The sequence below is a fragment of the Bradyrhizobium sp. CCBAU 53338 genome (assembly GCF_015291665.1).
In the GTDB taxonomy this organism is placed as follows: Bacteria; Pseudomonadota; Alphaproteobacteria; order Rhizobiales; family Xanthobacteraceae; genus Bradyrhizobium.
The window spans coordinates 6,193,618-6,218,804 of the sequence record NZ_CP030048.1 but is presented as its reverse complement, the minus strand read 5'-3'; the positions used below and the strand labels follow the sequence as shown (position 1 = coordinate 6,218,804).

General features: G+C 64.3%; 27 protein-coding genes and 1 tRNA gene. 14 read left to right on the top strand and 14 right to left on the bottom strand.

Annotated elements, in window-relative coordinates:
• Window positions 1–176: 176 nt before the first annotated feature.
• From XH90_RS29100 to XH90_RS29080, 5 genes are all read right to left on the bottom strand, one after another.
• Entirely contained in the window at window positions 177–923 is a 747-nt protein-coding gene (locus tag XH90_RS29100; protein ID WP_194477706.1) for a metallophosphoesterase, read from the bottom strand.
• Between the two features lie 266 nt (window positions 924–1,189).
• On the bottom strand, window positions 1,190–1,903 hold the full coding sequence (locus XH90_RS29095; protein WP_194477705.1) for a hypothetical protein: 714 nt from the start codon (window positions 1,901–1,903) through the stop codon (window positions 1,190–1,192).
• Window positions 1,904–2,396: 493 nt separating this feature from the next.
• Complete coding sequence (locus XH90_RS29090; RefSeq protein ID WP_194477704.1) at window positions 2,397–2,633, bottom strand: hypothetical protein; 237 nt, start codon at window positions 2,631–2,633, stop codon at window positions 2,397–2,399.
• A gap of 707 nt (window positions 2,634–3,340) precedes the next feature.
• Window positions 3,341–3,691: a hypothetical protein gene (locus tag XH90_RS29085; RefSeq protein WP_194477703.1), complete on the bottom strand. Its 351-nt coding sequence runs from the start codon at window positions 3,689–3,691 to the stop codon at window positions 3,341–3,343.
• Window positions 3,692–3,727: 36 nt separating this feature from the next.
• Window positions 3,728–4,255, bottom strand: coding sequence for a hypothetical protein (locus tag XH90_RS29080; RefSeq protein WP_194477702.1), 528 nt, complete (start codon window positions 4,253–4,255; stop codon window positions 3,728–3,730).
• Between the two features lie 154 nt (window positions 4,256–4,409).
• On the opposite strand from XH90_RS29080, the gene XH90_RS29075 reads away from it, so the two are divergent.
• Window positions 4,410–5,216: a lytic murein transglycosylase gene (locus XH90_RS29075; protein ID WP_194477701.1), complete on the top strand. Its 807-nt coding sequence runs from the start codon at window positions 4,410–4,412 to the stop codon at window positions 5,214–5,216.
• Window positions 5,217–5,247: 31 nt separating this feature from the next.
• Here XH90_RS29075 and XH90_RS29070 read toward each other — a convergent pair whose 3' ends face one another.
• Window positions 5,248–6,090: an SDR family oxidoreductase gene (locus XH90_RS29070; RefSeq protein ID WP_194477700.1), complete on the bottom strand. Its 843-nt coding sequence runs from the start codon at window positions 6,088–6,090 to the stop codon at window positions 5,248–5,250.
• 129 nt (window positions 6,091–6,219) lie between these two features.
• Between XH90_RS29070 and XH90_RS29065 the strand changes: the two genes are divergently transcribed.
• The 4 genes from XH90_RS29065 to XH90_RS29050 all read left to right on the top strand — a co-directional run bounded on the left by XH90_RS29065 (window position 6,220) and on the right by XH90_RS29050 (window position 9,736).
• Window positions 6,220–6,594 (top strand): response regulator, encoded by a 375-nt coding sequence (locus XH90_RS29065; protein WP_194477699.1) that lies wholly within the window; start codon window positions 6,220–6,222, stop codon window positions 6,592–6,594.
• A 70-nt stretch (window positions 6,595–6,664) separates the two neighbouring features.
• Window positions 6,665–7,276, top strand: coding sequence for a LysE family translocator (locus XH90_RS29060; RefSeq protein WP_194477698.1), 612 nt, complete (start codon window positions 6,665–6,667; stop codon window positions 7,274–7,276).
• A 590-nt stretch (window positions 7,277–7,866) separates the two neighbouring features.
• Window positions 7,867–9,078 carry a GGDEF domain-containing protein gene (locus tag XH90_RS29055; RefSeq protein WP_194477697.1) on the top strand — a complete coding sequence of 404 codons (1,212 nt, stop codon included), beginning with the start codon at window positions 7,867–7,869 and terminating at the stop codon, window positions 9,076–9,078.
• A gap of 37 nt (window positions 9,079–9,115) precedes the next feature.
• A complete protein-coding gene (locus XH90_RS29050) occupies window positions 9,116–9,736 on the top strand; it encodes a peptidoglycan recognition family protein (protein WP_194477696.1) in 621 nt (206 codons plus the stop codon).
• Window positions 9,737–9,746: 10 nt separating this feature from the next.
• On the opposite strand, the gene XH90_RS29045 is transcribed toward XH90_RS29050, so the two are convergent.
• The 3 genes from XH90_RS29045 to XH90_RS29035 all read right to left on the bottom strand — a co-directional run bounded on the left by XH90_RS29045 (window position 9,747) and on the right by XH90_RS29035 (window position 12,400).
• Window positions 9,747–10,088 carry a hypothetical protein gene (locus XH90_RS29045; RefSeq protein WP_194477695.1) on the bottom strand — a complete coding sequence of 114 codons (342 nt, stop codon included), beginning with the start codon at window positions 10,086–10,088 and terminating at the stop codon, window positions 9,747–9,749.
• Between the two features lie 188 nt (window positions 10,089–10,276).
• On the bottom strand, window positions 10,277–11,176 hold the full coding sequence (rpoH, locus tag XH90_RS29040) for an RNA polymerase sigma factor RpoH (RefSeq protein WP_100178250.1): 900 nt from the start codon (window positions 11,174–11,176) through the stop codon (window positions 10,277–10,279).
• A gap of 216 nt (window positions 11,177–11,392) precedes the next feature.
• Window positions 11,393–12,400 carry an RluA family pseudouridine synthase gene (locus XH90_RS29035; protein ID WP_194477694.1) on the bottom strand — a complete coding sequence of 336 codons (1,008 nt, stop codon included), beginning with the start codon at window positions 12,398–12,400 and terminating at the stop codon, window positions 11,393–11,395.
• Between XH90_RS29035 and XH90_RS29030 the strand changes: the two genes are divergently transcribed.
• The 4 genes from XH90_RS29030 to XH90_RS29015 all read left to right on the top strand — a co-directional run bounded on the left by XH90_RS29030 (window position 12,399) and on the right by XH90_RS29015 (window position 15,422).
• Window positions 12,399–12,743 carry a hypothetical protein gene (locus tag XH90_RS29030; protein WP_194477693.1) on the top strand — a complete coding sequence of 115 codons (345 nt, stop codon included), beginning with the start codon at window positions 12,399–12,401 and terminating at the stop codon, window positions 12,741–12,743. The two genes, XH90_RS29035 and XH90_RS29030, sit on opposite strands and share 2 nt — an antisense overlap.
• Before the next feature lie 56 nt (window positions 12,744–12,799).
• A tRNA-Glu gene (locus XH90_RS29025) sits at window positions 12,800–12,874 on the top strand.
• 174 nt (window positions 12,875–13,048) lie between these two features.
• Window positions 13,049–14,866 (top strand): DEAD/DEAH box helicase, encoded by a 1,818-nt coding sequence (locus XH90_RS29020; RefSeq protein WP_194477692.1) that lies wholly within the window; start codon window positions 13,049–13,051, stop codon window positions 14,864–14,866.
• Between the two features lie 22 nt (window positions 14,867–14,888).
• Window positions 14,889–15,422 carry a 2'-5' RNA ligase family protein gene (locus XH90_RS29015; protein ID WP_194477691.1) on the top strand — a complete coding sequence of 178 codons (534 nt, stop codon included), beginning with the start codon at window positions 14,889–14,891 and terminating at the stop codon, window positions 15,420–15,422.
• Window positions 15,423–15,737: 315 nt separating this feature from the next.
• Here XH90_RS29015 and XH90_RS29010 read toward each other — a convergent pair whose 3' ends face one another.
• On the bottom strand, window positions 15,738–16,868 hold the full coding sequence (locus XH90_RS29010; protein ID WP_194477690.1) for a PcfJ domain-containing protein: 1,131 nt from the start codon (window positions 16,866–16,868) through the stop codon (window positions 15,738–15,740).
• 98 nt (window positions 16,869–16,966) lie between these two features.
• Window positions 16,967–17,116, bottom strand: coding sequence for a hypothetical protein (locus tag XH90_RS29005; RefSeq protein WP_194477689.1), 150 nt, complete (start codon window positions 17,114–17,116; stop codon window positions 16,967–16,969).
• A 152-nt stretch (window positions 17,117–17,268) separates the two neighbouring features.
• On the opposite strand from XH90_RS29005, the gene XH90_RS29000 reads away from it, so the two are divergent.
• Both XH90_RS29000 and XH90_RS28995 read left to right on the top strand, forming a co-directional pair.
• A complete protein-coding gene (locus XH90_RS29000) occupies window positions 17,269–18,759 on the top strand; it encodes an amidohydrolase family protein (protein ID WP_194477688.1) in 1,491 nt (496 codons plus the stop codon).
• A 3-nt stretch (window positions 18,760–18,762) separates the two neighbouring features.
• Window positions 18,763–19,698, top strand: a complete 936-nt coding sequence (locus tag XH90_RS28995) for a GTP-binding protein (protein ID WP_194477687.1) — start codon at window positions 18,763–18,765, stop codon at window positions 19,696–19,698.
• A gap of 30 nt (window positions 19,699–19,728) precedes the next feature.
• Here XH90_RS28995 and XH90_RS28990 read toward each other — a convergent pair whose 3' ends face one another.
• From XH90_RS28990 to XH90_RS28980, 3 genes are all read right to left on the bottom strand, one after another.
• Window positions 19,729–19,974, bottom strand: a complete 246-nt coding sequence (locus XH90_RS28990; protein ID WP_246755614.1) for a hypothetical protein — start codon at window positions 19,972–19,974, stop codon at window positions 19,729–19,731.
• A gap of 76 nt (window positions 19,975–20,050) precedes the next feature.
• Entirely contained in the window at window positions 20,051–20,452 is a 402-nt protein-coding gene (locus XH90_RS28985) for a hypothetical protein (RefSeq protein WP_246755613.1), read from the bottom strand.
• Window positions 20,453–20,463: 11 nt separating this feature from the next.
• A complete protein-coding gene (locus XH90_RS28980; protein WP_194477686.1) occupies window positions 20,464–20,673 on the bottom strand; it encodes a hypothetical protein in 210 nt (69 codons plus the stop codon).
• A 283-nt stretch (window positions 20,674–20,956) separates the two neighbouring features.
• Between XH90_RS28980 and XH90_RS28975 the strand changes: the two genes are divergently transcribed.
• The 3 genes from XH90_RS28975 (at window position 20,957) to XH90_RS28965 (ending at window position 25,184) form a co-directional block, all read left to right on the top strand.
• Window positions 20,957–22,639: a methyl-accepting chemotaxis protein gene (locus XH90_RS28975; RefSeq protein WP_194477685.1), complete on the top strand. Its 1,683-nt coding sequence runs from the start codon at window positions 20,957–20,959 to the stop codon at window positions 22,637–22,639.
• Between the two features lie 12 nt (window positions 22,640–22,651).
• On the top strand, window positions 22,652–23,323 hold the full coding sequence (locus XH90_RS28970) for an aspartate/glutamate racemase family protein (RefSeq protein ID WP_194477684.1): 672 nt from the start codon (window positions 22,652–22,654) through the stop codon (window positions 23,321–23,323).
• 139 nt (window positions 23,324–23,462) lie between these two features.
• A complete protein-coding gene (locus XH90_RS28965; protein ID WP_194477683.1) occupies window positions 23,463–25,184 on the top strand; it encodes an AMP-binding protein in 1,722 nt (573 codons plus the stop codon).
• Window positions 25,185–25,187: the final 3 nt, after the last annotated feature.

Genomic DNA, 25,187 nt, shown 5'->3' with positions numbered 1-25,187 from the left:
GAAGCTAGCCTCTGCGAATTACCTCGTCCGATCCCTGTTCAGCTTGCATGCAGTCCTCGATGACTGCAATGGGCCAACAGCGCCGTTTTGATCACCGGTGGGGAGCTTCCGCTCTACCCCCGACCCCGGACATCTCGCCGCAACGCCCTAACGGAAGCGAAGGGCCACAAGCGGACTTACTTGTTCTCCCGTTGGACCCAACCAGTTGCAATCGCGTGCGCCCAACTGCGCATTCCTCTGCTGCGTGCGAGTTCAGCCATAAGCGCGCCATCGTAGGGCACGTGCCGCATGGTCACTAGCCAGCCCTCTCCAGTCCGCTCTAAGATCGCATAGCACGCGTGAGGTGTGCCGACCTCAACCACGTAAGGAACGGGCATCATCCCGTCGTAACCGGGCAGTCCAACGCTGCCGGGATTAACGACTAGTCGTCCATTTCTCAGGCGGACAACTCTTGGAATGTGAGTGTGCCCACACAAGATGAGTCGGGCGTTGATCCCCTCAGCTTCGGGCTCAATGGCCTCGATCGGACTGGCGCGCACATCCCCGTCTTCGGTCACATAGTCGAGCCAAAAAGCAGCGTCGTCCCTTGGCGCCGCATGGCATAAGAACACTTGGTCCCTGTATATTAGCGTGGGCGGCATACTCGCCAGCCAGTCGAAGTGCTTGCGTTCGAGCTGTCGGAAATCGCCGCGAGTCGAAGTGCCCCCCTGCCAGAGCTCAATGAGGATACGATCCTGATCGCCGCGCACCGACGGAAAGTTTCGTTCGATCAGTAGGTCCGCAGTTCTGGCCGCCTCCAACGGACCGCTGACGTGGTCACCGAGGTTTACAACCTCATGGATGCCTAGTCCGGCAATGTCCGCAAGTACGGCTTCAAGCGCCGGGCGATTCCCGTGCACATCCGCGATTGCAGCAAATCTCATTCGGCCCTCCCATTCGAGTTGGCCGACGATTCACGCGATGCGGGAGATGCAGGACTAGCGGGTCTCTTTAGCTGCATTTGTAGAAGCGCCCGCAAGCTGAGTGTCAAATCGGCGCTGGCAGGAAAATTACACAATCAATGCGGCGCAATCAAGCGATGGCGATGAAGTCCGATTTGGGTCACAAACCGACGAACGGCGGACGGCGCAACAAGTCAGCAATGGGCCACAAGCGGACAAACGACAGCGGGCAAATTAGGCTATCGAGTTCATTTAGAATCCCGCGGCGACTCGAAGTCCGACCAACTCAGGATATTCGCTAGTTCATTCTTGAAATAGCCATATGCGCCATCAAGTTGGCGTTTCTTCTCAAAACGATCCCGCAACCACGGGAGCTTGCTATTGATACTCCTCGTGACGGGTTCATCCGTGATTTCGAGCGTGACAGCGCTCCAAGCAACGTCTGATCCGAGCGTCGCGGCGAGATTGTGTGGATCGACAAGCGCGACGGAATCGGGCTGATCGATGTTAGCGAAAGTCACGAGATCAGGGATATCATCAAGACTGACCCGGAACGAGCCGCGTGTCCTGGAAACACAGTGGACGAGGTCGAGAAGCTCTTTTGCGCTTGCGTCGCCGCAAAATTCAGCAAGTAGAGGATTGTTCGGCCCTCCATCGCGCGACCAACGAACTTCTCCGCTCTTGTTTCGCCCGGACCGCTTGGTTAGCAAGGCAATCAAAGGCTTTCTTCCCTCGCCAAGATCAAGATAAAGAGCCTCACCGTTCAGCTCGTGCATGACACCCTTAGCTGGTATCGAAACGCTAAAGACCTGCACCTCAACAACGTTTGACGCCCGTTTGACCCCTGCCGGGGTGCTGACGGCGAGAGATAGTTTGTAGCGATAGCTTTCACGCCTCCCGCATCCCGTGAGACAGATCGCAATGAGCGCTAGAGTGCCGAGGCGCAGAAGAATACGTCGCATTCATTCTTCTTGGTTGCATCGTATAATGTTGTCAACCGGTGGCCTTACCGACGTTAAATTTTCAGTGTTTGCCCCAAGGGTGAGCCCGCGGACATCACCCACCGACCTACGCCCATGTCCGCTCTGGGTCACAAGCGGTAATGCACTGACTGCGGTTCGTCTATGACCGGTTTGCGGATCTGCTGTTTGCCTGGAACAAATGGTGCGGGCGCTGGTGAGCGCGCGCGTGGAGCAAAGTGGCTTCAAATCGAATTGATTGGCCGCGGGCTCTGACACCTCTCCCCAGCGGGGAGAGGTCGATTTGCGCCTGGCGATGCGGAGCATCGCCAGGAGTAAATCGGGTGAGGGGGCGCTGCACGTGGTGAGACCGGAAACCCTCACCCGGTGCGCGGGACGATGCTTCGCATCGCCCGGGAGCGCCGACCTCTCCCAAGGGAGAGGTGAACTCCCGATGCCGCACCAGTTCAGCCCAATCTCGTCGAGCCGTGGCCCTCTACTTCTTCTTCGCCCCAACCCGATCGAGGCTCTTGATTTCCAACGCCGGCCGCCCGCTCTTTTCCGCGATCTCGCGGTCCTGCTCCATGATGAAGCCGCGCGCGGGTTCGTCGCCGTCGAGGCCGCCGAGCAGCTCGGCGGGCACGCGGCGGTTGGAGCGTTGGGAGCCGTCTTCGTAGACGACGTTGAAAAAGGCGAATTCGCCCTTCGGATTGGTTCCGGGTTTTTTGGCCATGGCGGCTTGTCGTCGATCAGGGCGCCGCAGTCAAATGGCTTCGCGCCGATGTCGACATCGATGTTCCAGCCGAAGCGCCGGCTGGGCCGGTCGTGGAACCGTTTGATTGTGCTTGCTTTCGCGATGCCCGGCCGCGCCGTGCGCGCCGCTCGCGGCCCTGCGCCTCGATAAACGGCGGGCCGACAAGCCCGCCGTTTATTTTGGCCTTCAACGCTGCCCGGGGCTGGCAGGGCAACAACCTGAGATAGAATTCTATAACTTACGCTCTGCCATGGCAAGGCAAATCATGGTGGCGACGATGTCGCAGCAAGCGCATCAGATATGCAGCAGATGTCCACGCGGGTTCCACAATTTCGAAAGCACATCATTGGTTCGTTGACATGACCTGTTCATCTTGCTGCCTCTCGCAACGCAACGAGAACGCGCGGGTGGCCGAGCTGCGAGATGCCAGCGACCATGCGCAGCGGGATGCCATACCTGGATTCATGTGTCGTCGGTCATGAGGGTGGATCGCACGACGCGCGGAGGATGCGGCGCGGGCAGGGTGCCAATGTCCACAGTCTGCGATGCTGACACCATACCCCTGTTTTGCCCGACGGGTCAACTCATATTCGGAAAAGGCGCATCGCTCGTCGCCGTGCTCCTACTGTGCATGGGGTTGTTTTGCGGTTTTTGTTTCGCCCCGGTTGGTTCGTGCGTTGCGCCTATCACGTCGGCCGTGTGCGCCGCGTGACTTCCTGCGCGGCCAAATGCGATGTGTGGCCGCCGCGGCTTCCGCCATCTTTCTCCTTGCGCCCCTGCGCCATGATCGCGCTGCCCATCGCGGTGGAGCCGAAGGTGATGACGAACGATGCGAGCAGCACGGCGAGCCCGATGCCCGGCGCGCGATCGGCGAAGATCAACTCGCGCAGATGTCCGGGGTTGAGCCAGAGCAGGCCGCCGACGAGGAGCGTTGCAGCGCCGGCGCCGATCGCGAGGTTGATGGCGAGCAGGCGGAGGAGGGGCATGCGCAGCAGGCGGATGGAGGGCGGGCCGGCGCGTCGTCTGGTGTCGGGCATGACGAATTCTCCGCAAGCGCGGGTGTTCGATCCGGCTTACGCCGCCGGCGCGATCCGGTCGTTCGCCCTGGTCTGCTGCGCCTGCTGACGCGCCATCATGTCCTGCCAGAGCGCGGCGATGCTGGCCTGCGTCTGCGGCGCGATCAGGCAGTGGCCCTCATTGTCGAAGCCGCAGAAGCGCGCGGACGGGTCCTTCCTGACGTCGGCCAGCGCCTTGTTGATCATCTCCAGGCAGGTCATGAGCTGTTCGATCTGCTGCAGCCGCGTGTGGTGCAGGATGTCCATCAGACGGAACGTCATCACCGCGGGCTGGCCGTAGTTGACGCCGGGCCGGCCGAATTCGAACAGGACGTTGACCGCGGGGAACGTTCCGCGGATATGCTCGACCACGCCGGCCATGTCTTCCACGCTGCAGGCGACGAGATGGGCGGCTTGCGCCGTCGCGGCCGCAGTGGGAGCGCGGGGCACGAGGCCGAGCGAGCGGATCACCTCTTGCTCGATCCATTCCCGCACCGGCGCTGGTGCGTTGCGGATCTGGTCGGCGGTCAGCGTAACTCCTGTCATGGCTCGTCTCCTGGGCGGCGCTCCTGTCCTGCCAATCTATGAGCAAGGGCGCGAGGCACGTTGATGCGGATCAAACGCGCCGCTTTGACCCGAACCCCGTTCCCGGGCATGATCCCCGGCAGTTTTGCGCCCCAGGGCATGAGGATTTTTTCGGATGTTGAGACCGCTTCTCGCCGCCGCCGTCATTGTTTCGCTGGCCGGCGGGTCGGCCGAGGCCGCGCGCTGCGGCGGCGACTTCAACAGCTTTGTCGCCAGCATGAGCGCGGAAGCGCAAGCCGCCGGCGTCTCGGCGGGCGTGACCAGCGCGGCGTTCGGCGGCATCACCCAGGATGGCGCCGTGCTCGCCTTCGACCGGCGCCAGCGCTACACCTTCAACAAGAGCTTCGAGCAGTATGTCTCGACCCGCGTCGGGCCCGGCCGCATCAATGGCGGCCGTGCGCTGCTGCAGCGCCATGCCGCGCTGCTCTCGCGCATCGAGCAGCAGTTCGGCGTGCCCCGACAGATCCTGGTCGCGATCTGGGGCCTGGAGAGCGATTTCGGCAAGGGCGACATGGGCAAGCTGCCGGTGATCCGCACGCTGGCGACGCTCGCGCATGATTGCCGCCGCACCGAGCTGTTCCAGGGCGAGCTGCTCGCCGCGCTCAAGATCGTGCAGCGCGGCGACCTGCCGCTGCGCGACCTCATCGGCGCCTATGCCGGCGAGATCGGCCAGACCCAGTTCCTGCCGTCCTCCTACATCAAATACGGCGTCGATTTCGACGGCGACGGCCATGTCGACCTCCGCCACAGCGTCGCCGACGTGCTCGCCTCGACCGCGAACCTGCTGCACTCGAACGGCTTCAAGATGGGCCAGCCCTATGACGAAGGCTCGGCCAATTTCGATGCGATGCGCGAGTGGAACAGGGCGGTGATCTACCGCAAGACCATCGGGTATTTTGCCGACAGGCTGGTGGGGCGGTAGGGGCGGAGGTGGGGACAGGCCGTCGCGTCCCCTACTTCCCCTTCGCCATCTTCTCCAGCCGCCGCTGCAAGGGCGCCCAGTAGGTCCCCGGGCGGAAGCGCTGCAGGATGTCCATGAATCTGGCGTCGTTGCCGATCAGGATGCGCGGCTCGTTTTTCTCGATGCCCCTGATGATGCGCAGCGCCGCGTCCCTCGGCGTCGTTCGCGCCGCGCTCTCGAACCGGTCGATCATCTGCGCGCGGCGCGCATTGTCGGTGACGCCGACCCCGGTGCGCGAGGAGCGCGCGATCGACGTGGCGACGCCGCCGGGATGCACCACCGATAGTTTGACCGGGCTGCCCGCGACCGCAAGCTCGTGGCGCACGCTCTCGGAAAAACCGCGCACCGCGAATTTCGCCGCCGCATAGGCCGATTGTCCCGGTGGCGCGATGATGCCGAAGATCGAGGAGACGTTGACGATATGCGCCTCCGGCCGTGTCTTCAGGTGCGGCAGGAAGGCGCGCGTGCCGTGCACCACGCCCCAGAAATTGATGTCGAACAGCCAGTCCATCTGCGCATGGTCGATCTCCTCGAACGTCCCCATCAGCGCCACGCCGGCATTGTTGATGACGATGTCGAGCGCGGGATGCGCGGCGACGGCCTCGCGCGCGAATTGCGCGATGTCATCGGGCTCGCCGACGTCGACGCGGTGCACGCTGATCCTGCGCGCCTTGTCGTTTCCCTGGCCGATCTCTGCGGCGAGCGATTTCAACCCGGCCTCGTCGCGATCGGCGAGCGCGAGGTCGCAGCCGCGGCTGGCGAGTTCAATCGCGAGCGCGCGGCCGATGCCGCTCGCCGCTCCCGTGATGGCCGCCGCGCCGCGAATCGCCGTCATGATGCCTCCCGTCAGGATCCGCGAAGGGAACACGGATCTATATTTTTTCAGAATGGTCCCGAACCAGACCGGGGTTCCTTGTTTAACATGGGATACTTGGACGGAGGCAAGCAGCATTGGGAGCCACCGATGGGACAATCCAAGCCGTTTCCGGCAACAGCCCTCATCGTTGAAGACGACGCCATGCAGCGGGAGATGCTCAGTCTCCTGCTCGAAGAGAGCGGGTATCAAGTCATCCAGTGTGAGAGTGCGGAAGCCGCCGAGCGCGTGCTGGACAAGAATGCCGGCGCGCTCTGCCTGATGCTGACCGACGTCCAGCTCGCTGGCCGCATGAGCGGCGTAGAACTCGCGCACATGGCCAAGGATCGCAATCCGAAGCTCGACGTCGTCGTCACCTCGGGCCGCCCGTTGACGCGGCCGTTGCCCGAGGGCGCGAAATTCTGGGCCAAGCCCTGGGCGCCGCTCGACGTGCTGCGCGAAGCCGAGATCGCCCAGCTGAACTGAGGTCTGCCCGGTGGGGGAGCTGACCGTGTCGTGACTTCTCCGCGAGCGGCAGGGGTGATAGGGACGGATCATGTCCTGGTCCTTCCTGCTCACCTCGCTCATCGTCGTCGCCTCGCCGGGCACCGGCGTGCTCTACACCCTGGCCGCGGCGCTGACCCGCGGTTCGCGCGCCAGCGTGGCGGCGGCGTTCGGCTGCACGCTCGGGATCGTGCCGCACATGGTCGCGGCGATGCTGGGCCTCGCCGCCGTGCTGCACACCAGCGCGCTGGCCTTCGCTGCGTTGAAATGGTGCGGCGTGGCCTATCTGCTCTACATGTTCTGGCAGGCGCTGCGCGAGACGGGGGCGCTTGCGGTCGAGGCCGATATCAAGGAGCGTTCGAGCGGCCGGGTCATCGTCACCGGCTTCCTGATCAATATCCTCAACCCGAAGCTTTCGATCTTCTTCCTCGCCTTCCTGCCGCAGTTCATCGCCGCGGACGAGGCGCATGTGCTGGCGCGGATGCTGGAATTGAGCGGCGCCTTCATGGCCATGACCCTTGCCGTGTTCGTGGTCTACGGCCTGTGCGCGGCGTCCGTGCGCGAGCGCGTCATCTCCCGTCCCGGCGTGATGGCCTGGCTGCGCCGCTCCTTTGCGGCGGGCTTTGCCCTGCTGGGCGCCAAGCTGGCCTTCGCCGAGCGGTAGTCAATAAAAAAGCGGGCCTCGCGCCCGCTACCTTCAAACTCTCCCGGCCTTGCCCGACGCCCGGGCGGAGCGTGCTCCACCCGGGCAAAGAAACTTCCGGAGTTACTTCTTCTTGGCGGCCTTCTTGGCCTTCTTCTTCGTCGCCTTCTTCGCCTTCTTCGCTTTCTTAGCCATAGGATCCTCTTAAGGGTTAATGGTGAAACGCGACACGAGGAACGCTCGGCGGAGGGCCAGCCTCGCAACATCCTCGATGACAAACTCAGCAGATTCGCAGCCGCCTGCCCCGCGCTGTCACATCTGTGTCATTGCGTTATCCACAGCTCAGATGCGTTTTCAGGTGCTTTTGGTCCGCGAATCCGCATCGGCGCTTGGCTGAGCGCGATTGCGCACCGTCGCGGGCGACGTGCCTAACGATCTGATAATCGCGCCGCTGCGTTCATGAATCCAAAACCAAGGGCGCGCTTTCGACTGTTGCAGTGAGGTTCCGTTAAGTGCGCCCGCGCATGATCCTCCGCAAGAACACGGGGACGGGTCATGGACGGACTTCTGCCAGAGACAGGGGGCGGGACGCTGCGCGTACTGCGGGCGCCATGCTGAACGTACCGACGCTTTGGATGGTCTTCGTCGTCAACTTCTCGGCGCTCGGCCTGATCTGGGCGTATGTGACGCGCTCCTATCCGAAATTCGAGGCCGCGCGGTACTGGATGGCGTCGGCCTTCGTCGGCGCGGCCGGTGCGATGACCGCATTGATCCGACTGTTCGTCGAGTCGCCTTTGCCGCTGCTGCTCGGTGCCGCCGGCATCATGGCGGCGAGCTGCTTCGCCGCCATGGGCATCCAGCGCTTCTACGACCGGCCGGTGCACTTGCGTCTGATGGCCGGGACGGGGATTCTCAGCCTCGCCGGCGTCGTGGTCTTCATGGTCGGCTTCGAGCAGATGCAGTTGCGCATGCTCTTCTACACGGTAGGGCAGGGCCTGCCGCTGGTGCTGTCACTGCGCCTGTTGCTGGCGCCGCCCGAGGGCCGCGCCAGTCCGGGAGCCCGGCTGTCCGGCATCGTGATCCTCACCATCATCGGGATCTTCCTGATCCGTACGGCCGGCAATGTGCTCGGCTACGATTTCTCGGCGCGAGCCGGCGGTCAGACCCATGCCGTCATGGTGCTGCTGCTGCTGTTCTTGTCGATGACGCTCAATTTCGGCTTCCTGCTGATGGCGATGGACCGCTTGCGCAACGAGGTCGCCGACCTTGCGCTGCTCGACGACCTCACCGGCGTCGCCAACCGCCGTCATCTGCTGCAGCGGCTGTCGGAGGAATGTGCCCGCTCGGAGCGCAGCGGCGAGCCGTTCTCGCTGCTGGTGATCGACCTCGACGGCTTCAAGACCATCAACGACACCCACGGTCATGCCGCGGGCGATGCCTGCCTCCAGCACTTCACCCTGATGGCGCAGACGCGCTTGCGGCCCGGTGACCTGCTCGCCCGCACCGGCGGCGACGAGTTCTGCGTCGTGCTGCCGTCCTCCTCCATGCGCGAAGGTGCGTTGATCGCCCGCCGCATCCTCGAGGTCTGCCGCCAGGATGCCGCCGGCTGCTCCGGCAACGACATCCCGATCGCGATCTCGATCGGCGTTGCGGAATGGGATCGCGGCATCGGCCAATTCCCGGACCGGCTGATCGCCCACGCCGACCACGCGCTCTATGCCGCCAAGAAGAACGGCAAGAACGACTTTGCGATCTTCGACCAGGCTCCGCCGCTCTCACCAGAGGCGCCCGGTCTCGGCGAGGCCACGCGCAAATTCGCGTAGATCCTGCTACGCTGGGCTCCGTTGTTGGATCCCCGTGATGATGTCCCGCCTGTTCGCGGCCGTTCTCGCCGCACTCCTGATCGTTCCCGCCGTCGCCGCCGATGCCGAGCTCTCAAGACTCGCGCGCAGCGCCGGCACGCCCGACATCCCCGGCCTGAAGATCGTCTGGCTCGCGCCCTGGGGCGATGTCGCCAATGCCCATCCCTGGCGTAACATCATCGTGCACCAGACCGAGGGGCCGACGGGCTCGGCGCGCGGCGGCGCGCAGGAGCAGTCGAAGAACCCCACGCGGCGCGGCGTGATGGTCTGGGTCGAGACCGACGGCACGGTCTACTGGTCGGTCGCCGACAATCTGGTGCCGACCCACACCGACGGCGCCAACCGCAACGACAACAAATACGTCGACAACAGCACGACCTATCATCAGGTCGTGCGCGACAATTCCATCGGCGTCGAGTTCGCCGGCAACTATCCCGATGTCGCGACCGGTCCGACCGAGGCGCAGGTCGCGGCATGGAAGATCCTGGTCCAGGTGCTGCGCGCGCGCTACGGCATTCCGCTCGACCACGTCTATGCCCACAATTGGATAGACTTCAAGGACGCCCGCTATTGCGAGGGCTGCTGGCTGGCGACGCTGGCGCGGATATGGGGGGAGTGACCGGCGCGCGTCAAACCGGCTGCGCCATCCAGCCGAAGAGGCGGCGGATCAATCCCGGCTGCTCCGGCAATTCCGGCGGCCCGTCCGCGGCCAGCACGCGTTTGAAGAAGTAGTCCAGGAACACCATGTCGTTCGGCTCGGTGACGGTGAATTCCTCCTCGCCGAAGTAGACGCTGTAGTTGAAGAAGAACGGGCCCATGATCGGGATCGTCGCGGTCGAGGCAAAGTCCTTGGAGATCACGAACTCCGCGGGATCGAGGCCATGGTCGCGCATGGCCTGCTCGACCAGCGGCAGCTTGCGCATGAACTGGGCCGAGAAGCCGCCGACAGTGGATTGCAGGATGATCGACACGGCGCGTGTCCGTTCCTTTGGATGTGGCCCGATCATCTTTGGTCGGTTGACCGGCCACGTGCGTTCAAGATGTCCCGCCGGCGCCCCTCGCGACCATGCTCCGGCTCACACGACAAAAAAGCCGGCGTTGCCGCCGGCTTTTCGTCGCTTGTCGATCCGCCAATCTCTGGCGCCGGAAAAAGCCGCGCTTAATGCGCGGCTTCCAGCGCGGCCTGTTCGGCCCTTGCGATCGTGCCCTTGACCGCGGACTGCACCTTCTCGAAGGCGCGGACCTCGATCTGGCGGACGCGCTCGCGCGACACGCCGAACTCGGCAGCAAGGTCTTCCAGCGTCATCGGCTCATCGGCGAGGCGGCGTGCCTCGAAGATGCGGCGTTCGCGCGGGTTGAGCACGCCCATAGCGCCGTTCAGCGCGTCACGGCGGTGATCATATTCCTCGTGCTCCGCCATCATGGCTTCCTGGTTGGGCGTATTGTCGACCAGCCAGTCCTGCCATTCGCCGGCTTCGCCGTCGTCCCGGATCGGCGCGTTGAGCGACGCATCGCCACCGAGGCGGCGGTTCATGTCGATCACGTCCTGATCGGTGACGCCGAGGCGCTTGGCAATGATCTTCACCTGGTCGGGGCGGAGATCGCCCTCGTCCAGCGCGTTGATCTTGCTCTTGGCCTTGCGCAGGTTGAAGAACAGCTTCTTCTGGTTCGCGGTGGTGCCCATCTTCACGAGCGACCAGGAACGCAGGATGTACTCTTGAATCGACGCCTTGATCCACCACATCGCATAGGTGGCGAGACGGAAGCCCTTTTCGGGTTCGAAACGCTTCACCGCCTGCATCAGGCCGACGTTGCCTTCCGAGACGACCTCGGAGATCGGCAAGCCGTAGCCGCGATAGCCCATGGCGATCTTGGCGACGAGCCGGAGATGGCTGGTGACGAGTTGATGTGCCGCGTCGCGATCGTCATGCTCGCGCCAACGCTTGGCGAGCATGTATTCCTGCTGGGGTTCCAGCATCGGGAACTTGCGGATCTCGGCGAGGTAGCGAGAAAGGCCGGATTCTCCATTGAGGACCGGCAGAGCAGCGGTACGGGCCATTGGTAAGCCCTCCAAAGGTTCAGGCCCCCGATAGCGGCGGGCCAGGCAGACGACCGCTTTGTCAAAGCCGGCCGGGCTGCGATGTTCCGTTGGTCATTTCCAACGCAGGCGCAATATACCCTATCGGGGGGCAAAAAGGGAAGGATTGCTGACGTCACGTCCCCGTGTGGCAGCTATAACTTTTTGTAAGGTAAGGCTTTTCTCAGAGGCCCTGCGTCATAGCGCCGCTTTCAGGGCGCTTTCCAGGAGAAGCAAATCCTCCGGCAAGCCGGCCTCCCAGTGAAGAAGTTCTCCGGATCGGGGGTGCTCGAGTACCAGTAAATAAGCGTGCAGAGCTTGCCGTCCGAGGGCCGCCAAAGCCGCCTGCGACTCGGGGCCGAGCTGGTTCGCCTTGGTCTTGAAATGCGGGCCGTAGACCGTATCGCCCATCAGGGGGTGGCCGATATGGGCGAGGTGAACGCGGATCTGGTGGGTGCGCCCGGTCTCGAGCTCGCAGGCGAGCAGTGCCGCGACCGGCTTGCCGTCGCGCCCGTTGAAACTCTCCAGCAGCTCCCAATGGGTCACCGCTTCGCGGCCGCCCTGGCGCACCGCCATCTTTTCCCGCGCATGCGGATGGCGATCGATCGGCGCATCGACCGTGCCGCGATGGCGGCCCGGCAACCCCCAGGCGAACGCCATGTAGCCGCGCCGCATCGGCCCGGTGCGGCCGTGGTCGGCGAATTGGGCGGTGAGCGAGGCGTGCGCGAGATCGTTCTTGGCGACCACCATCAGCCCGGTCGTGTCCTTGTCGAGCCGGTGCACGATGCCGGGCCGGCGCACCCCGCCGATGCCCGACAGCGAAGTGCCGCAATGGGCGATCAGCGCGTTCACCAGCGTGCCGGTCTCGTGCCCGGCCGCGGGGTGCACCACCAGCCCTTTCGGCTTGTTGATGACGATGATGTCGTCGTCCTCGAACACGATATCCAGCGCGATATCCTCGCCCTTGGGCTCGGGCGGGGCCGCCTCCGGCACGTCGATTATGATCGTATCGCCTGAAGCGACGTGATAAGCGGGGTCGCGGATCTCGGCGGCCTCGAGGCTCACCGCGCCCGCCAGAATCAGGGCTTTGAGCCTTGATCGCGACAGCTCCGGCAGGCGCGCCGCCAGCACGCGGTCGAGCCGGGCCGAGCCCTCGTCGCCTTCGACCACGACTTCCAACCTTTGCGCTGAACCTGAGCTTTCCATGACGACGTCTGATACCGCTGTTCCCGAACCGACCCCCGAGCAGGCCGCGCTGTTCGCGCGGGTGCGGCGGATGATGCTGATCGCGGGGCTGACCACGGCGCTGGCCGTCTGCGCCGTCCTGATCGCGGTGGGCTACCGCCTTTTCAAGTCGGAGGGAAGGGCGGTGGAAACCGCAGGCGACGTCACCGCCACCCTGCCGAAGGGCGCCAGGATCGTCTCCACCGGCATCGCCGGCGACCGCCTCGTGGTCACGCTCGATATCGGCGGGGTCACCGAGATCCGCACCTTCGACGCCCGCACGCTCAAGCCGGCCGGAAAGCTGAAATTTGCCAATGAGCCATAAAAGGCCGGTTCAGTCCTTGCGGCGGACAAATTTCGAGGCTATTGGCTAGCCCTCACGCTCCCTTCGTCTAGCGGTTAGGACGCGGCCCTCTCAAGGCTGAAACAGGGGTTCGATTCCCCTAGGGAGCGCCAGCTATTTCAGAACGCCATCGGATGCGCTTGAAGTCGCCCCGGCCCGATGGGTCTTCCAGAAAAAGTCACCGGAATAGCCCCTGAGTTGCGAGGTCGCAGACCTGCGCGCATTGGTCCACAGCGTGCCGAGGTCATGTTAGGCTTTCGAGTTGGCTCTCAACCTCTCGGACGCACATGGCGACACTGATCCCCAGCCTCGGCTTCGCGCGCTTCGACACGCGCGGCGAGTTGCGGCTCGCGGAGCGCCTCAAGGACTTCCTCGAGGAGAATGCCGTCGTTTGGCACAATCTCCCGGTGGGCCCTCGCAATCGGCATCCGGACTTCATCATCGTTCACCCGGCAAACGGCCTGCTCGTGCTCGAGGTGAAGGACTGGCGTCTGGAGTCGATCGTGTCGGCCGACAAGGGCAACGTCGAATTGCTGACGGCGCGCGGCATCGTGCGCGAAAGCAATCCCCTGGAGCAGGCGCGCAAGTATACGTTCGATGTTGTGCGCACGCTGGAACGGGACGGGCAATTGCTGTTTCCGCCCGGCCATCGCTTCATGGGCAAATCCATCGTTCCGTTCGGCTTCGGTGTCGTATTCACCAACATCACGCGCCGGCAATTCGACCAGACCGATCTCAGGGAGGTGCTCGCCGGGCACCTGTGTGTGTTCAAGGATGAAATGACCGAGAGCGCAGACCCGGAAGAATTCCGCTGCAGATTGTGGCGCATGGTCCCGCCGCGCTTCGAAGAGCCGCTGTCGATGCCGCAGTTCGACCGGCTGCGTGCGCTGCTGTTTCCCGAGATCCGCATACGGCAGATTGCCTTGCCGCTGGACGAAGCGCCCGTGCCTGATCCGTCCGACCGGACGCTCGCGGTCATGGATATGCATCAGGAGCAGATCGCGCGCAGCCTGGGCGAGGGCCATCGGATCATTCGCGGCGTTGCCGGATCGGGCAAGACGCTGATCCTCGCCTTTCGCGCCGAGTATCTGGCGCGCGGGGCGACAAGGCCGGTGCTCATCCTGTGTTACGCCAATGGCATCGCGGGCCGACTTGAGGATGCCATGCAGGATCGGGGCGTGGAGCATCGCGTGCAGGTTCTTACCTTTCATGGCTGGTGTTACCGGATGCTGCGGACGTATGGGATTCCGGCTCCATCCGAGCGAGACTATCCGGACTACGCAAAGCGACTGGCTGCGAGCGTTTCGGAGGTCATGAAGGCTGTCGATCAGGGGCATATCCCCATGGGGCAGTACGACGCCGTCCTGATCGACGAGGCACACGACTTCGAGCCGCAATGGCTCGCGCTTGCGGCCAAGATGGTGAACCCGCGCACGAAGGCGTTGATGGTCGTCTACGACGACATACAGGCCATCTACAAGGGACGTGAGCGCCCGGTATGGAAGCAGCTCGGAATTGAAGCGTCGGGCAGAACGACCGTGCTGAAAGTCAACTACCGCAATACTGCGCAGATCGTTGCCTTTGCGAGACGCTTCGCTTCCGACGTGATCGGTGCTCCCGGCACGACCGCCGATGACGAGAATCCCATCCTGCTGCCCGAAGATGCGGGTCGGCAAGGCCTGGCGCCGGATGTACGGCAATGTGTGAGCATCGACGCAGAAGCTCACTGCGTCGCCGAGTGGTTCCTCGGGCGGAAAAAGGCCGGGTATGAGTGGCCGCAAATGGCCTGCCTTTATCCGGAGCACTGGATTGGGGAGCGGGTCGCTCAGATCCTCGCCAAGCATGACGTGCCGATCGATATGGCCAAGAACAACAAGAACAGAATTTCGACGAAGCGTGTCGCTGTGCGCTTGTTGAGTATGCACACGGCGAAAGGACTCGAGTTTCCGTGCGTCGCGATTGCAGGGTTGGGCATGCTTGGCCGCCACGGCGAGACGATCGAGGAATGTGTTCGACTGACGTATGTCGGAGTTACCCGCGCGACTCACGAGGCGCTTTTGACCTACTCGAGTGAGTCGGCGCTGGTGCAGCGTTTGATTGCGTAGGCAGCTCCATCGAGGTGAGCCCTTGGCATTGGCGATCAACATCCGGGCCGATAACGGTTCAGCGGGCGAGATCGAGCGGTTGTGGGATCAGGTCGGTGCGTTCGAGGCCGAGCCGTCCATGCGTGCGCTCGGCTACCGTCCGCATTTTACATTTGCGATCTACGACGGCCCCGCGATCGATGAAAGGACCGCATGGGAAGCCCTGCTGGCAGCCACAGCTGGCGAAACCCAATTGCGCATCGCGTTCAAGCGAATTCGCTGGTTTGAAGGTTCTCCGCTGGTCCTCTGGGCGGAGCCGGAGGTCGAGGAGGCTCTGGCCCGCATCCATCGTGCTGTCAGCGCGGCAATCGATCCATCACATTGTCGTCCTCATTATCGGCCCGGCGCGTGGACGCCGCACTGTACGCTTGGCACTGGCGTCGCTAACGAACGGCGCAATGATGCCATTGCCTTTGCGCTGGCGTTCGATCGCAGCATCGAAGTGACGTTCGACGTGGTGGATTGCGTTGTGTTTCCGCCCGTACGGATTGTCGCTGAGCGGAGACTGGCGGCGTAATCGGTCGAGAACGCGATCGCGTGGTCGCGAGCCGCTTGAGGATCGACAGCATCGTACCGATTCTCGACCGCTGACGATCTGTGCACAATCGAACGCTCCTCCTCATTGATCCCGCGTGGCAACGGCCGGGCGCGTCCTGTAGTTTAGGGCCGGTTGGAGGGGGATCAGAGGTGCCATGACGCCAATTGCGCTCAGCTTGCGCAGAACGGGAGTGAACCTGCCGGGGAAGAAAGTCAGCTCGGCCACCCTCGATCGCGAAGTGGGAAAGCCGGACGGATGGCTCGAGGTCAACGCTGTACCAACGGCTTCGCTCATTCACAGCGCGCCCAGCGCCTCGCGCGACGGAGCCAACGGCAGCCAGTCGGGGATGCGGCGCTTGGCGAGCCAGTAGGGTCGCCACAGCGACACCCAGCTGTCGCGATCGAGCGGCGCTGTTCCCCAGTTGCGCGGCCGGATCACGACCTGCGACAAATCGTGCTTGTGCAGCCATTGACGTGCGGCCCACCACACCTCGCGTGAGACCTCGCTATTGCCGGGTCCCTTGAGCTGCACGATGTTTGGCAGCGGGTCGCGATAGCGGCGGGCGATCTGTAGCGTCGCGACGCGTTTGCCGTCCTTCCGCACGCCCCAAATCCGCGTTTGATCATGCGCGAGGTTGCCGGCGTAGGTCCGGAGGCAATTCCGCATGGCCTTTGCCTCTTCGGTGATTGCAGCAATCGAATCCAGAGGCAGGAACTCGTAACCCGCCAACCGGCCCGCCCGCAGCCACATATCGGCGATCGGCTGTCGCCCCAGATTTGCATGCAGGGCAACTGCGATTTCCCAATCACTCGCAGCCGAGCGTGCGGCGTCGATCCGCATGTTCGGCGTCCACGGCCGCTCGATCAGGTCGTGCCCTGTCGTCGCGGGCTCAGCCGAGAACCAGGCCCAAAGCGCGATGCGCCGTAACCTTGCAGGCGGCACCTGCGACGGATCGCGGACATATTCGCGCGCGATCCACGCTGCCAGCGGCTCATGCGCGAGCGCGGCAGCATCGGCCACGAGCTGAAGCCAGGCCGGCGCAAGTTTTGGAGAACGCGGAAGATGGTTCGCGATCTGCCGGCGAAAAAGCTCGCCATTGGGCAGCGGGGGAATCGGACGCACGAACGCCTCCGGCGGCATCTTGCGCAGCCACATCGGCAGATCGACAAGGGCAGCGACTTGCGCGAGGGCGGCGCCGTCGATCGCGGAGGCGATCGCGCATGCAGGATCGCGCCGGGCCTGCGGATCGGCCAGTGCGAAGAGAAGCGCGGGAAAGCTCAAAGCAAGATCGGCGACGCGCGGATGGCGCATGGCCAGCGCGCGCACCGCGCCCTGGACGTGCGGATGATATCGCCGAAGCCTGCGTTCGAGCAGGTCGGAGCGCCCGGCCGCCTGACAGGGGGCCGGCAGAAGATGGGGTGTCATGCCAATAGGTTCTCAATCGCGGCACCGATGGCCGCGGCAGATGAGAGTCGATTTGGAGATTTGTGGTTCACCTGGGACATGGGTCCCGGGCAGGCGCGTCAAATATCGCGCGGCGAACCCGGGAAGCGTGCAGTCGTCGACATGGTCGCCTCCAAAATGAAAATGCGCGCATCCAATAGCTTGGCCTCGGCCGAGATGCAACCCGGGACTGCATCCATCTGCGCGACCTCCGCAATGGCGGGCAGCAATCTGCATGCTGTGTCGGCTTCAGTGGCGGTGGTGGTTCATCAAAAAATCTGCCTTGATGCGCGACGGGACGGTGCGCGATGCGGCTGGTCTCGCCTCCGAAGCTGTTGCCGGACCTTTGGGGGCTTTGGAAATAGCGTGGCGGAGTGGCGATATGAGCGGTTTGGTGATCTCTGGCGGCCGGGTGGTGGATCCCGCGAGCGGAATGGATGCCATTGGCGACGTGGCGGTGGTGGACGGCAAGATTGCCGCGGTGGGCGCCTCGCTCGGCGGCGCCGAGCGGGTGATCGATGCGACCGGGCTCGTGGTCGCGCCCGGCTTCATCGATCTGCACGCCCACGGCCAGTCGATCCCCGCCGACCGCATGCAGGCCTTCGACGGCGTGACCACGACGCTCGATCTCGAGGCCGGCGTGCTGCCGGTCGGCTCGTGGTACGAGCGCCAGGCGCGCAAGGGTCGCGTGCTGAATTACGGCGCCGCCACCAACTGGGCCTTTGCGCGCATCGGCGCGATGACGGGATCCAACGCCGAGAGTTCGCTGGAGGCGTTCGGCAACGCCATGCGCGATCGCCGCTGGATGGACAATGTCGCAACCGACGCGGAGGTGGCGGGCATCCTCGAGCGCCTCACGCGGGGTCTGGACGAAGGCGGCATCGGTATCGGCATCTTGAATGCCTATGCGCCCGGCGCCGGTGTGCAAGAGCTGACCGCGGTGTGCCAGCTTGCGGCCAAGCAGGACGTGCCGACCTTCACCCACGTCGCCTACATGTCGCGCATCGACCCTGAAAGTGCGGCGGAGGCTTATATCCGCCTGATCGGCTATGCCGGCGCCACCGGCGCGCACATGCACATCTGTCACTTCAATTCGTCGAGCAAGACCGACATCGAGCGCTGCCGCGTGCTGATCGAGAAGGCGCAGGCGCAGGGCCTGCCCATCACGGTCGAGGCCTACCCCTACGGCACCGGCTCGACCGTGCTGGCCGCCGCCTTCTTCAGCGATCCGCAATTCGTCGAGCGCAACGGCACCGGTTACGATTCCGTGCAGCGCGTGACCGACGGCTATCGCTTTCACGACCGCGAGGAGCTCCTGAAGGCGCAGGCCGAAGATCCGTCCTCGCTGGTGCTGTGGCACATTCTCGACACCGAGCACAATGCGCATCACCGCGATCTGCTCGACATGTCGGTGCTCTATCCCGGCGGTGCGATCGCCTCCGACGCGATGCCGTGGACGACGTCGGACGGCAAGACCTACACCGGCGACGCCTGGCCGTTGCCTGACGATGCCACCTCGCATCCCCGCTCGGCCGGCTGCTTCACGAAATTCATCCGCGAATGGGTGCGCGAGCGCAAGACCGTGTCGCTGCTCGAAGGCGTGCGCAAATGCGCGCTGATCCCGGCGGAGATCCTGTCGCAGAGCACGCCCGCAATGCGTGCCAAGGGCAAGCTTGCCAAGGACGCTGATGCCGATATCGTCGTGTTCGATTACGAAAAGCTTTCCGATCGCGCGACCTTCACCGCGATGAACCGGCCGTCGGAAGGCGTTCGGCATCTCGTCGTCAGCGGCCAGCCGCTCATCACCGATGGCTTGCTCGACGTCGCGGCGCGGCCCGGAAAGCCGGTGCGCCGTCCCGTCGTCGGGAGTTGATCCATGCCGGTCCCCGTTCTCCTGGTCACGGGCTTCCTGGGGGCGGGCAAGACCACGGTCGTCAATCACCTGCTGGCGAACGCGGACGGGCGGCGGATCGCCGCCATCGTCAACGATTTCGGCGCGATCAACATCGATGCGGAGCTGATCGCTGGCGCGAGCGACGGCGTGGTCAGCCTCAGCAATGGCTGCATCTGCTGTTCGCTCGAAGGCGATCTGCTCCGCACGCTCTCGACGCTGCTGCGGCGTGATCCCAGGCCGGAGTACATCGTCATCGAGACCAGCGGCGTCGCCGACCCCGCCGACATCGTCCGCAATCTGATGGACCCCGTCATCCTGCGCGAGGCGCCGCTGGAGACGGTGCTGTGCGTGATGGACGCCGCGACGCCGCCTTCTGCCCTGAATGACGCGTTGATGCGGTCGCAACTGCGCGTCGCCGATATCGTCGCGTTGAGCAAGCTGGATCTGGCGGACGAGGGCGCCGGCCTGCGGATGCGCGAGGCGATCCGCGCACAGCGCGTCCCTGCCGTCGTGGTCGATGCCAAACATGGCGAGATTCCATCAGCGCTGCTGTTTCCCGTGAGCGATCGCCCGCCCGCGCCGCGCGAGCCGGGTCCGAAACGTCCGTCGGAAGAGCGCTTCGAGACGTTGAGCTGGACCTCCGACCGGCCGCTCTCCCTGCCGCGCCTGCAGCAGGCGATCGGCAAGCTGGCGCCGAAATTGGCGCGCGCAAAGGGCCTGTTCGAGACGGTCGAGCAGCCCGGCCGCCAGATGGTGTTCCAACTCGCCGGAGGCCGCGCGACGCTGGCGCCGGGCGAAGCACCCGCACCGGGCGTGCCCCGCGCGCGGATCGTCTTCATCGCCGAACTCGGGGTGCTGACGAAGGCGGAGATCGACGGGATCATGGAGACTTGTGTCGTGGTCGAGGACCATTCGTAGGCGAAAACGCAGCTTCGACGTGCTGCAGCCTCATTCCCCGTCCGGTTCTTCGGCCGGCTTCTCCGCCGCATCTTCCGCGTGGGTCGCGGGTGCGGCGTGTGTGCCGCGCAGCCGGATCATCGTGTCGATCACGTCGACGTCGATTTTCAGCATGTCGAGATCACGCGTCATCTCGCGCACCTCCTGGCCCTTGCGCGCAAGCTCCTCGGAGACGTCGACCGCCATCTTGCGTTCGGTCACATTGCCCTGCGTGTTGACGAACAGCTTGGCACGCATCCATTCGAGCCACACCCCATCAGACCCTTCCGGCGATCAATGCTCAGGAGGGGAGCGACTGGACACCCCGAAAGCATCAGCAGACTGCGAGCGCGGCGATTGCCCGCGTGGCGGCAACCTGCCGATCGATCCCGACGAGTTGGCCTACGACCGTTTTGAGCTCCCCAGCCTCCCTGCGTCGCGCGACGGCCAGCAGGCGCATCAATTCCGTCTCGTCCTTCGACAGCCGCCTGCATGACGGCGGCATGAAGCAGAGATGGCAGGGACGCCCGCTGCGCAGGATCCTGACCAGCGCGGCAACGCGGGCGACCAGCAGCGGGCTGTCGGAGATGCCGGGCGCTTCGTCGGCGCAGCGATAGGCGGCTTCCCAGCAATCGGAGGCGCCGGTCGCATAGGCAGCGTCGATGAACCGGAACAGCGACAGCGCGACGCGGCAAAACTCGTCGCAGCCATCGACGCTTCGCGGCGTGTCCTGCATGAACGGTCCCATCAATGCAATGTGGGGCTTCCGACAAACCGGCTCTTCATCGCCATCGTCTGCGCGATGTGCCCACTCTCCGGTATCGTCAGGCCGGTGGGACAATGAACCTCGATGGCCGTGTGCGCCGTGCAGGCAAAGACCTCGATGATGTCCTCCAGCGAAGGCACGGCGCTCGGCACGGTGAGGTCGGGAGACCCCGAAGATGTCGGTTGATGCATTGTGCCTCTCGCGTCCGGCTGCGCTCACGCCGCTGTCCGGCGCTGACGATCTGCGCCGATCGTTCCGCCAGGGTCCTCTGCAAGTCAACGTTCGGAGCGACGATATCGAGGTCTTCCAGTTCTAAAGAGCTTCATCCCGGATGCGGCCGACCCCTCCGTCGCCGGATGCCAGCGGCCTCGCCCGCGCGATTTTGCGGGGCAACGGGAACCCGAATGCTTAAAGCTTTGCTAAGAGGATCGCGATAAATTGGCATATCAGCCCCGCCAGATCTCGCGAGCACCGATGATTTTCTCCCGCATCAGTTTCAAGCTGGTTCTCATTGTCGGCATCAGCCTCCTCGGCATGATCGCACTCGCGCCGATCGCGCTGTCGACACTGCGCAGCCAGATGATCGCCGACCGCCAGGCCAAGACGCAACACATGGTCGATGTCGGCTATGGAATCCTCGCGCATTACCAGAAGCTCGAGAGCGACGGAAAGCTGTCGCGCGAGCAGGCGCAGGCCGGCGCCATGGCGGAGATCAAGAGCCTTCGCTACGACAAGGTCGAGTATTTCTGGATCAACGACATGACCCCCAGGATGGTCATGCACCCGATCAAGCCCGAGCTTGACGGCAAGGATCTTGCCGGGATGAAGGACCCCTCCGGCAACGCGCTGTTCCTCGGCTTCGTCGATGTCGTCAAGAAACAGGGCGCGGGCTTCTACAGCTACCTCTGGCCGAAGCCGGGCTTCGAGCAGCCGGTCGGGAAGATCTCCTATGTGAAGGGCTTTGCGCCCTGGGGCTGGATCATCGGCACCGGCATCTATCTCGACGACGTCGACGCCGTCTTCCGCCAGGATGCGATGACCTTCGGCCTGGTGTGTCTTGCGGTGCTCGTGCTCGTGCTCGGCGCGTCCTTCGCGATCGGTCGCAGCGTGACGCGGCCGCTGGCGAAAATCACGGACCTGACCGAACGCCTCGCCTCCGGCGACAGTGCGTTCGAGGTGCCCTATACCGACCGCAGGGACGAAGTCGGCGGGCTCGCCAAGGCACTGGCCGTGTTCAAGGACAACGCGTCGGCCGTGGGCCGGATGCATGCCGAGCAGCAGGAGACGAAGCTGCGCACCGACGACGAGAAGCGCAAGACGATGGCGGATCTCGCCGGCAGGTTCGAGGCGAGTGTCCAGGCCGTGGTTCGCGACGTCTTCAACGAGGCGCGCGCGATGCAGCAGGCCGCCCAGGGCATGTCGGAGACCGCTGACAAGGCGACCGACCGCGCGAGCTTCGTCGCCACCGCCTGCCAGCAGGCGTCGAACAATGTGCAGACCGTGGCGTCGGCCGCCGGGCAGCTGTCGGCCTCGATCACCGAGATCAGCCAGCGCGTTGCACAGGCGGCAACGGTCGCCGACAAGGCGGCCGCCGACGGCCAGCGCACCAACGACACCGTACAAGGGCTCGCCGCGGCGGCGCACAAGATCGGCGAGGTCATCGATCTCATCAACCAGATCGCCTCACAGACCAATCTGCTCGCGCTCAATGCGACGATCGAGGCGGCGCGCGCCGGCGAGGCCGGCAAGGGCTTTGCCGTGGTCGCGAGCGAGGTGAAATCGCTGGCGAGCCAGACCGCGAAGGCGACCGACGAGATCGGTTCGCAGATCACCGCGATCCAGGCCGAGACCAACCAGGTCGTCGGCAACATCGACAGCATTCGCAAGACCATCATGGAGGTCAACGAGATCTCCTCGTCGATCGCCGCCGCGGTCGAAGAGCAGGGCGCCGCGACGCAAGCGATTGCCCATAGCGTGCGGGAAGCAGCCTCCGGCACGGACCAAGTCTCGCAAAACATTTCCGGCGTCACCGACGCGACAGCCGAGACCGGTCAGGCCGCCGGCCTCGTGCTGCAGTCGAGCGGACGGTTGACCCAGAAGCTGCAATCGCTGGAGAACGAGGTCAGCGCCTTCGTTGCCGGCGTGCGGGCGGCCTAGGTTAGCAGGGGGATGGGGCCGACATCCGATCGCCGCGCGCGCATCCTCCTGATCAATCCGAACAGCAATGAGGCGACCACCGCCATGATGGTCGCCATCGCGAAGTCTGCCGCCCCCGATGATTTCGACATCATCGGCGCCACGGCAACGCGTGCGCCCCAGATGATCGTGACACCCGACGCGCTGGATGCGGCCGCGGCCGAGGTCGAGGAGATCGCGCTGGCGCATCAAATGTCTTGTGAAGGCATCATCGTTTCCGCGTTCGGCGATCCCGGCCTTGCGGGGATCAAGGCGGCGATGACGCTGCCCGCGGTCGGCATCGGAGAGTCTGCGATGCTGGCGGCTGCCGAGGGTGGTCGTCGTTTTGGCGTCGCGACCACGACGCCGCAGCTGAAGGCGAAGATCGACGCGCTGCCGGACGCACTGGAATTGCGGTCCCGCTACACCGGTGCCCGCTTCGCCGCGGGCGATCCGCAAGTCTTGATGCGCGATCCGTCGCGGCTCCGCTCGGCTCTTGCCGATGCAGTCGAGGCCTGCATCGCGCAGGATGGAGCCGATGCCGTCGTCATCGGCGGTGGCCCGCTGGGTGAGGTCGCTCGCGAGCTGCAGTCGATGTTCACCGTGCCTGTCATCGCGCCGATCCCCTCCGCGGTGGCGCGGATCATCCGCCTCGTGAGGGCGTAGCATTTTCCGCGTCGCGGCATCGGCCGTGATGCGGAAGACTGTTTTCCTTGACATGACCTTTGCCGTGCTCGACCTGTAACGATGTCGATTGTCGGCGCGCGCGTGCCGACGTATGGAAAAGTTATCCGGGAAAGACGTCATGAGTGCAGGCCTCGATGAAAAGGACTACCTCGCCACCTTGCACGGTTTGTGGGAGAAGGCCTGGCCCAAGGGCATGCCGCGTTCGCCGAACTATCTGCATGGCGAAGTTCCCCTGACTGAATATCTTCGCGCCTGGGCGAGGCAAAGTCCCACGCGACCTGCGGTGATCTTCTACGGTCACGTCACGACCTATGCCGATCTCGATCAGCAGAGCGACCGCTTTGCGGCGCTGTTGCAGGCGAAGGGGGTGCAGAAGGGCGATCGCGTCGCCGTCTTTCTGCCGAACTGCCCGCAATTCCACATCGTGTTCTTCGGCATATTGAAGCTCGGTGCGGTCCACGTTCCCGTGAGCCCGCTGTCGCGCGCGTTCGAACTGTCCTACGAACTCAACGACACCAAGGCCGAGGTGATAGTGGCATTGGATCAGCTCATCCCCGTCGTCGAGCAGGTCCGAGGTGAGGTGAGCCTGCGCGAGATCATCGCCACCAGCTTCGCCGACGTCGTGCCGGCGACGCCGGCGTTTCCCACGCCGGACTCGATCCGAGCGCCGCGGATCGCGGTTTCAGGAGCAACTGACCTGCTCCCAGCACTTGCCGCAATGCCTGCACCATCGCCGCTGCCGCCGCCCGCCCTCGATGAGGTCGCCGCGCTCAACTACACCGGCGGTACCACCGGCATGCCCAAGGGCTGCGTCCACACCCATCGCGACATGGTCTATACGGCGGCGGCCAATTACGGCATCTCGGTGCTGTCGGACGAAAGCAGCGTCTTCCTGTCGTTCTTTCCGGAGTTCTGGATTGCCGGCGAGAATTTCGGCCTGATCTTCCCGCTGTTCTCCGGCGGGACGCTGGTGCTGCTGGCGCGGTGGGACGCCGTCGGCGCGATGGCGGCGATCGACAAGTACAAGGTCACGATCACCGCGATGCCGGTCGATGGCGCCGTCGAGCTGATGGACCATCCGCGCTGGAACGAGTTCGACCTGTCGTCGCTCGAGCAGGTCCGCGTCGTCTCCTTCGTCAAGAAGCTCAACGCCGACTATCGCAAGCGCTGGAAGGACCTCACCGGTACGATCCTGATGGAAGCGGCCTGGGGCATGACGGAGACCCACACCTCCAACACGTTCACGGCAGGCTTCCAGGAGGACGATTTCGATCTCAACAACCAGCCGATCTTCGTCGGCCTGCCGGTCCCCGGCGCCGAGTTCAAGATCACCGATTTCGAGACCGGCGCGCTGTTGCCGCTCGGCGCGGAAGGCGAAATCCGCGTGCGAACGCCATCGCTGCTCAAGAGCTACTGGAACAAGCCTGAGGCGACCACGGAGTCGCTGATCGACGGCTGGCTCCGTACCGGCGACATCGGCACCATCGACAGGGACGGCTTCCTGCATTTCCTCGGCCGTCGCAAGGAGATGCTGAAGGTCAAGGGCATGAGCGTGTTTCCGCCGGAGATCGAGGCGCTGCTCGGCCAGCATCCGAAAGTGCTGGGTTCGGGCGTCGTCGGACGCGACGATCCCGACAAGGGGCAGGTGCCGGTGGCCTATATCCAGCTCAAACCGGAGGCGGTCGGTACCATTTCGGCGGAAGATCTCCGCGCCTGGTGTGCCGAGCGCATGGCCGTCTACAAGGTCCCGGAAGTCCGCATCATCGAAGCCCTGCCGCTGACGGCCACGGGCAAGGTGAAGAAGCAGGACCTCAACCCGAACCAGCCTGCCTCAGTCTGAGTG

Bases quoted from the DNA above. Each gene is read 5' to 3' on its own strand.
- XH90_RS29100 (WP_194477706.1), bottom strand. From the start codon at position 923: ATGAGATTTGCTGCAATCGCGGATGTGCACGGGAATCGCCCGGCGCTT.
- XH90_RS29095 (WP_194477705.1), bottom strand. From the start codon at position 1,903: ATGCGACGTATTCTTCTGCGCCTCGGCACTCTAGCGCTCATTGCGATC.
- XH90_RS29090 (WP_194477704.1), bottom strand. From the start codon at position 2,633: ATGGCCAAAAAACCCGGAACCAATCCGAAGGGCGAATTCGCCTTTTTC.
- XH90_RS29085 (WP_194477703.1), bottom strand. From the start codon at position 3,691: ATGCCCGACACCAGACGACGCGCCGGCCCGCCCTCCATCCGCCTGCTG.
- XH90_RS29080 (WP_194477702.1), bottom strand. From the start codon at position 4,255: ATGACAGGAGTTACGCTGACCGCCGACCAGATCCGCAACGCACCAGCG.
- XH90_RS29075 (WP_194477701.1), top strand. From the start codon at position 4,410: ATGTTGAGACCGCTTCTCGCCGCCGCCGTCATTGTTTCGCTGGCCGGC.
- XH90_RS29070 (WP_194477700.1), bottom strand. From the start codon at position 6,090: ATGACGGCGATTCGCGGCGCGGCGGCCATCACGGGAGCGGCGAGCGGC.
- XH90_RS29065 (WP_194477699.1), top strand. From the start codon at position 6,220: ATGGGACAATCCAAGCCGTTTCCGGCAACAGCCCTCATCGTTGAAGAC.
- XH90_RS29060 (WP_194477698.1), top strand. From the start codon at position 6,665: ATGTCCTGGTCCTTCCTGCTCACCTCGCTCATCGTCGTCGCCTCGCCG.
- XH90_RS29055 (WP_194477697.1), top strand. From the start codon at position 7,867: ATGCTGAACGTACCGACGCTTTGGATGGTCTTCGTCGTCAACTTCTCG.
- XH90_RS29050 (WP_194477696.1), top strand. From the start codon at position 9,116: ATGATGTCCCGCCTGTTCGCGGCCGTTCTCGCCGCACTCCTGATCGTT.
- rpoH (WP_100178250.1), bottom strand. From the start codon at position 11,176: ATGGCCCGTACCGCTGCTCTGCCGGTCCTCAATGGAGAATCCGGCCTT.
- XH90_RS29030 (WP_194477693.1), top strand. From the start codon at position 12,399: ATGACGACGTCTGATACCGCTGTTCCCGAACCGACCCCCGAGCAGGCC.
- XH90_RS29035 (WP_194477694.1), bottom strand. From the start codon at position 12,400: ATGGAAAGCTCAGGTTCAGCGCAAAGGTTGGAAGTCGTGGTCGAAGGC.
- XH90_RS29020 (WP_194477692.1), top strand. From the start codon at position 13,049: ATGGCGACACTGATCCCCAGCCTCGGCTTCGCGCGCTTCGACACGCGC.
- XH90_RS29010 (WP_194477690.1), bottom strand. From the start codon at position 16,868: ATGACACCCCATCTTCTGCCGGCCCCCTGTCAGGCGGCCGGGCGCTCC.
- XH90_RS29000 (WP_194477688.1), top strand. From the start codon at position 17,269: ATGAGCGGTTTGGTGATCTCTGGCGGCCGGGTGGTGGATCCCGCGAGC.
- XH90_RS28995 (WP_194477687.1), top strand. From the start codon at position 18,763: ATGCCGGTCCCCGTTCTCCTGGTCACGGGCTTCCTGGGGGCGGGCAAG.
- XH90_RS28990 (WP_246755614.1), bottom strand. From the start codon at position 19,974: ATGCGTGCCAAGCTGTTCGTCAACACGCAGGGCAATGTGACCGAACGC.
- XH90_RS28985 (WP_246755613.1), bottom strand. From the start codon at position 20,452: ATGCAGGACACGCCGCGAAGCGTCGATGGCTGCGACGAGTTTTGCCGC.
- XH90_RS28980 (WP_194477686.1), bottom strand. From the start codon at position 20,673: ATGCATCAACCGACATCTTCGGGGTCTCCCGACCTCACCGTGCCGAGC.
- XH90_RS28975 (WP_194477685.1), top strand. From the start codon at position 20,957: ATGATTTTCTCCCGCATCAGTTTCAAGCTGGTTCTCATTGTCGGCATC.
- XH90_RS28970 (WP_194477684.1), top strand. From the start codon at position 22,652: ATGGGGCCGACATCCGATCGCCGCGCGCGCATCCTCCTGATCAATCCG.
- XH90_RS28965 (WP_194477683.1), top strand. From the start codon at position 23,463: ATGAGTGCAGGCCTCGATGAAAAGGACTACCTCGCCACCTTGCACGGT.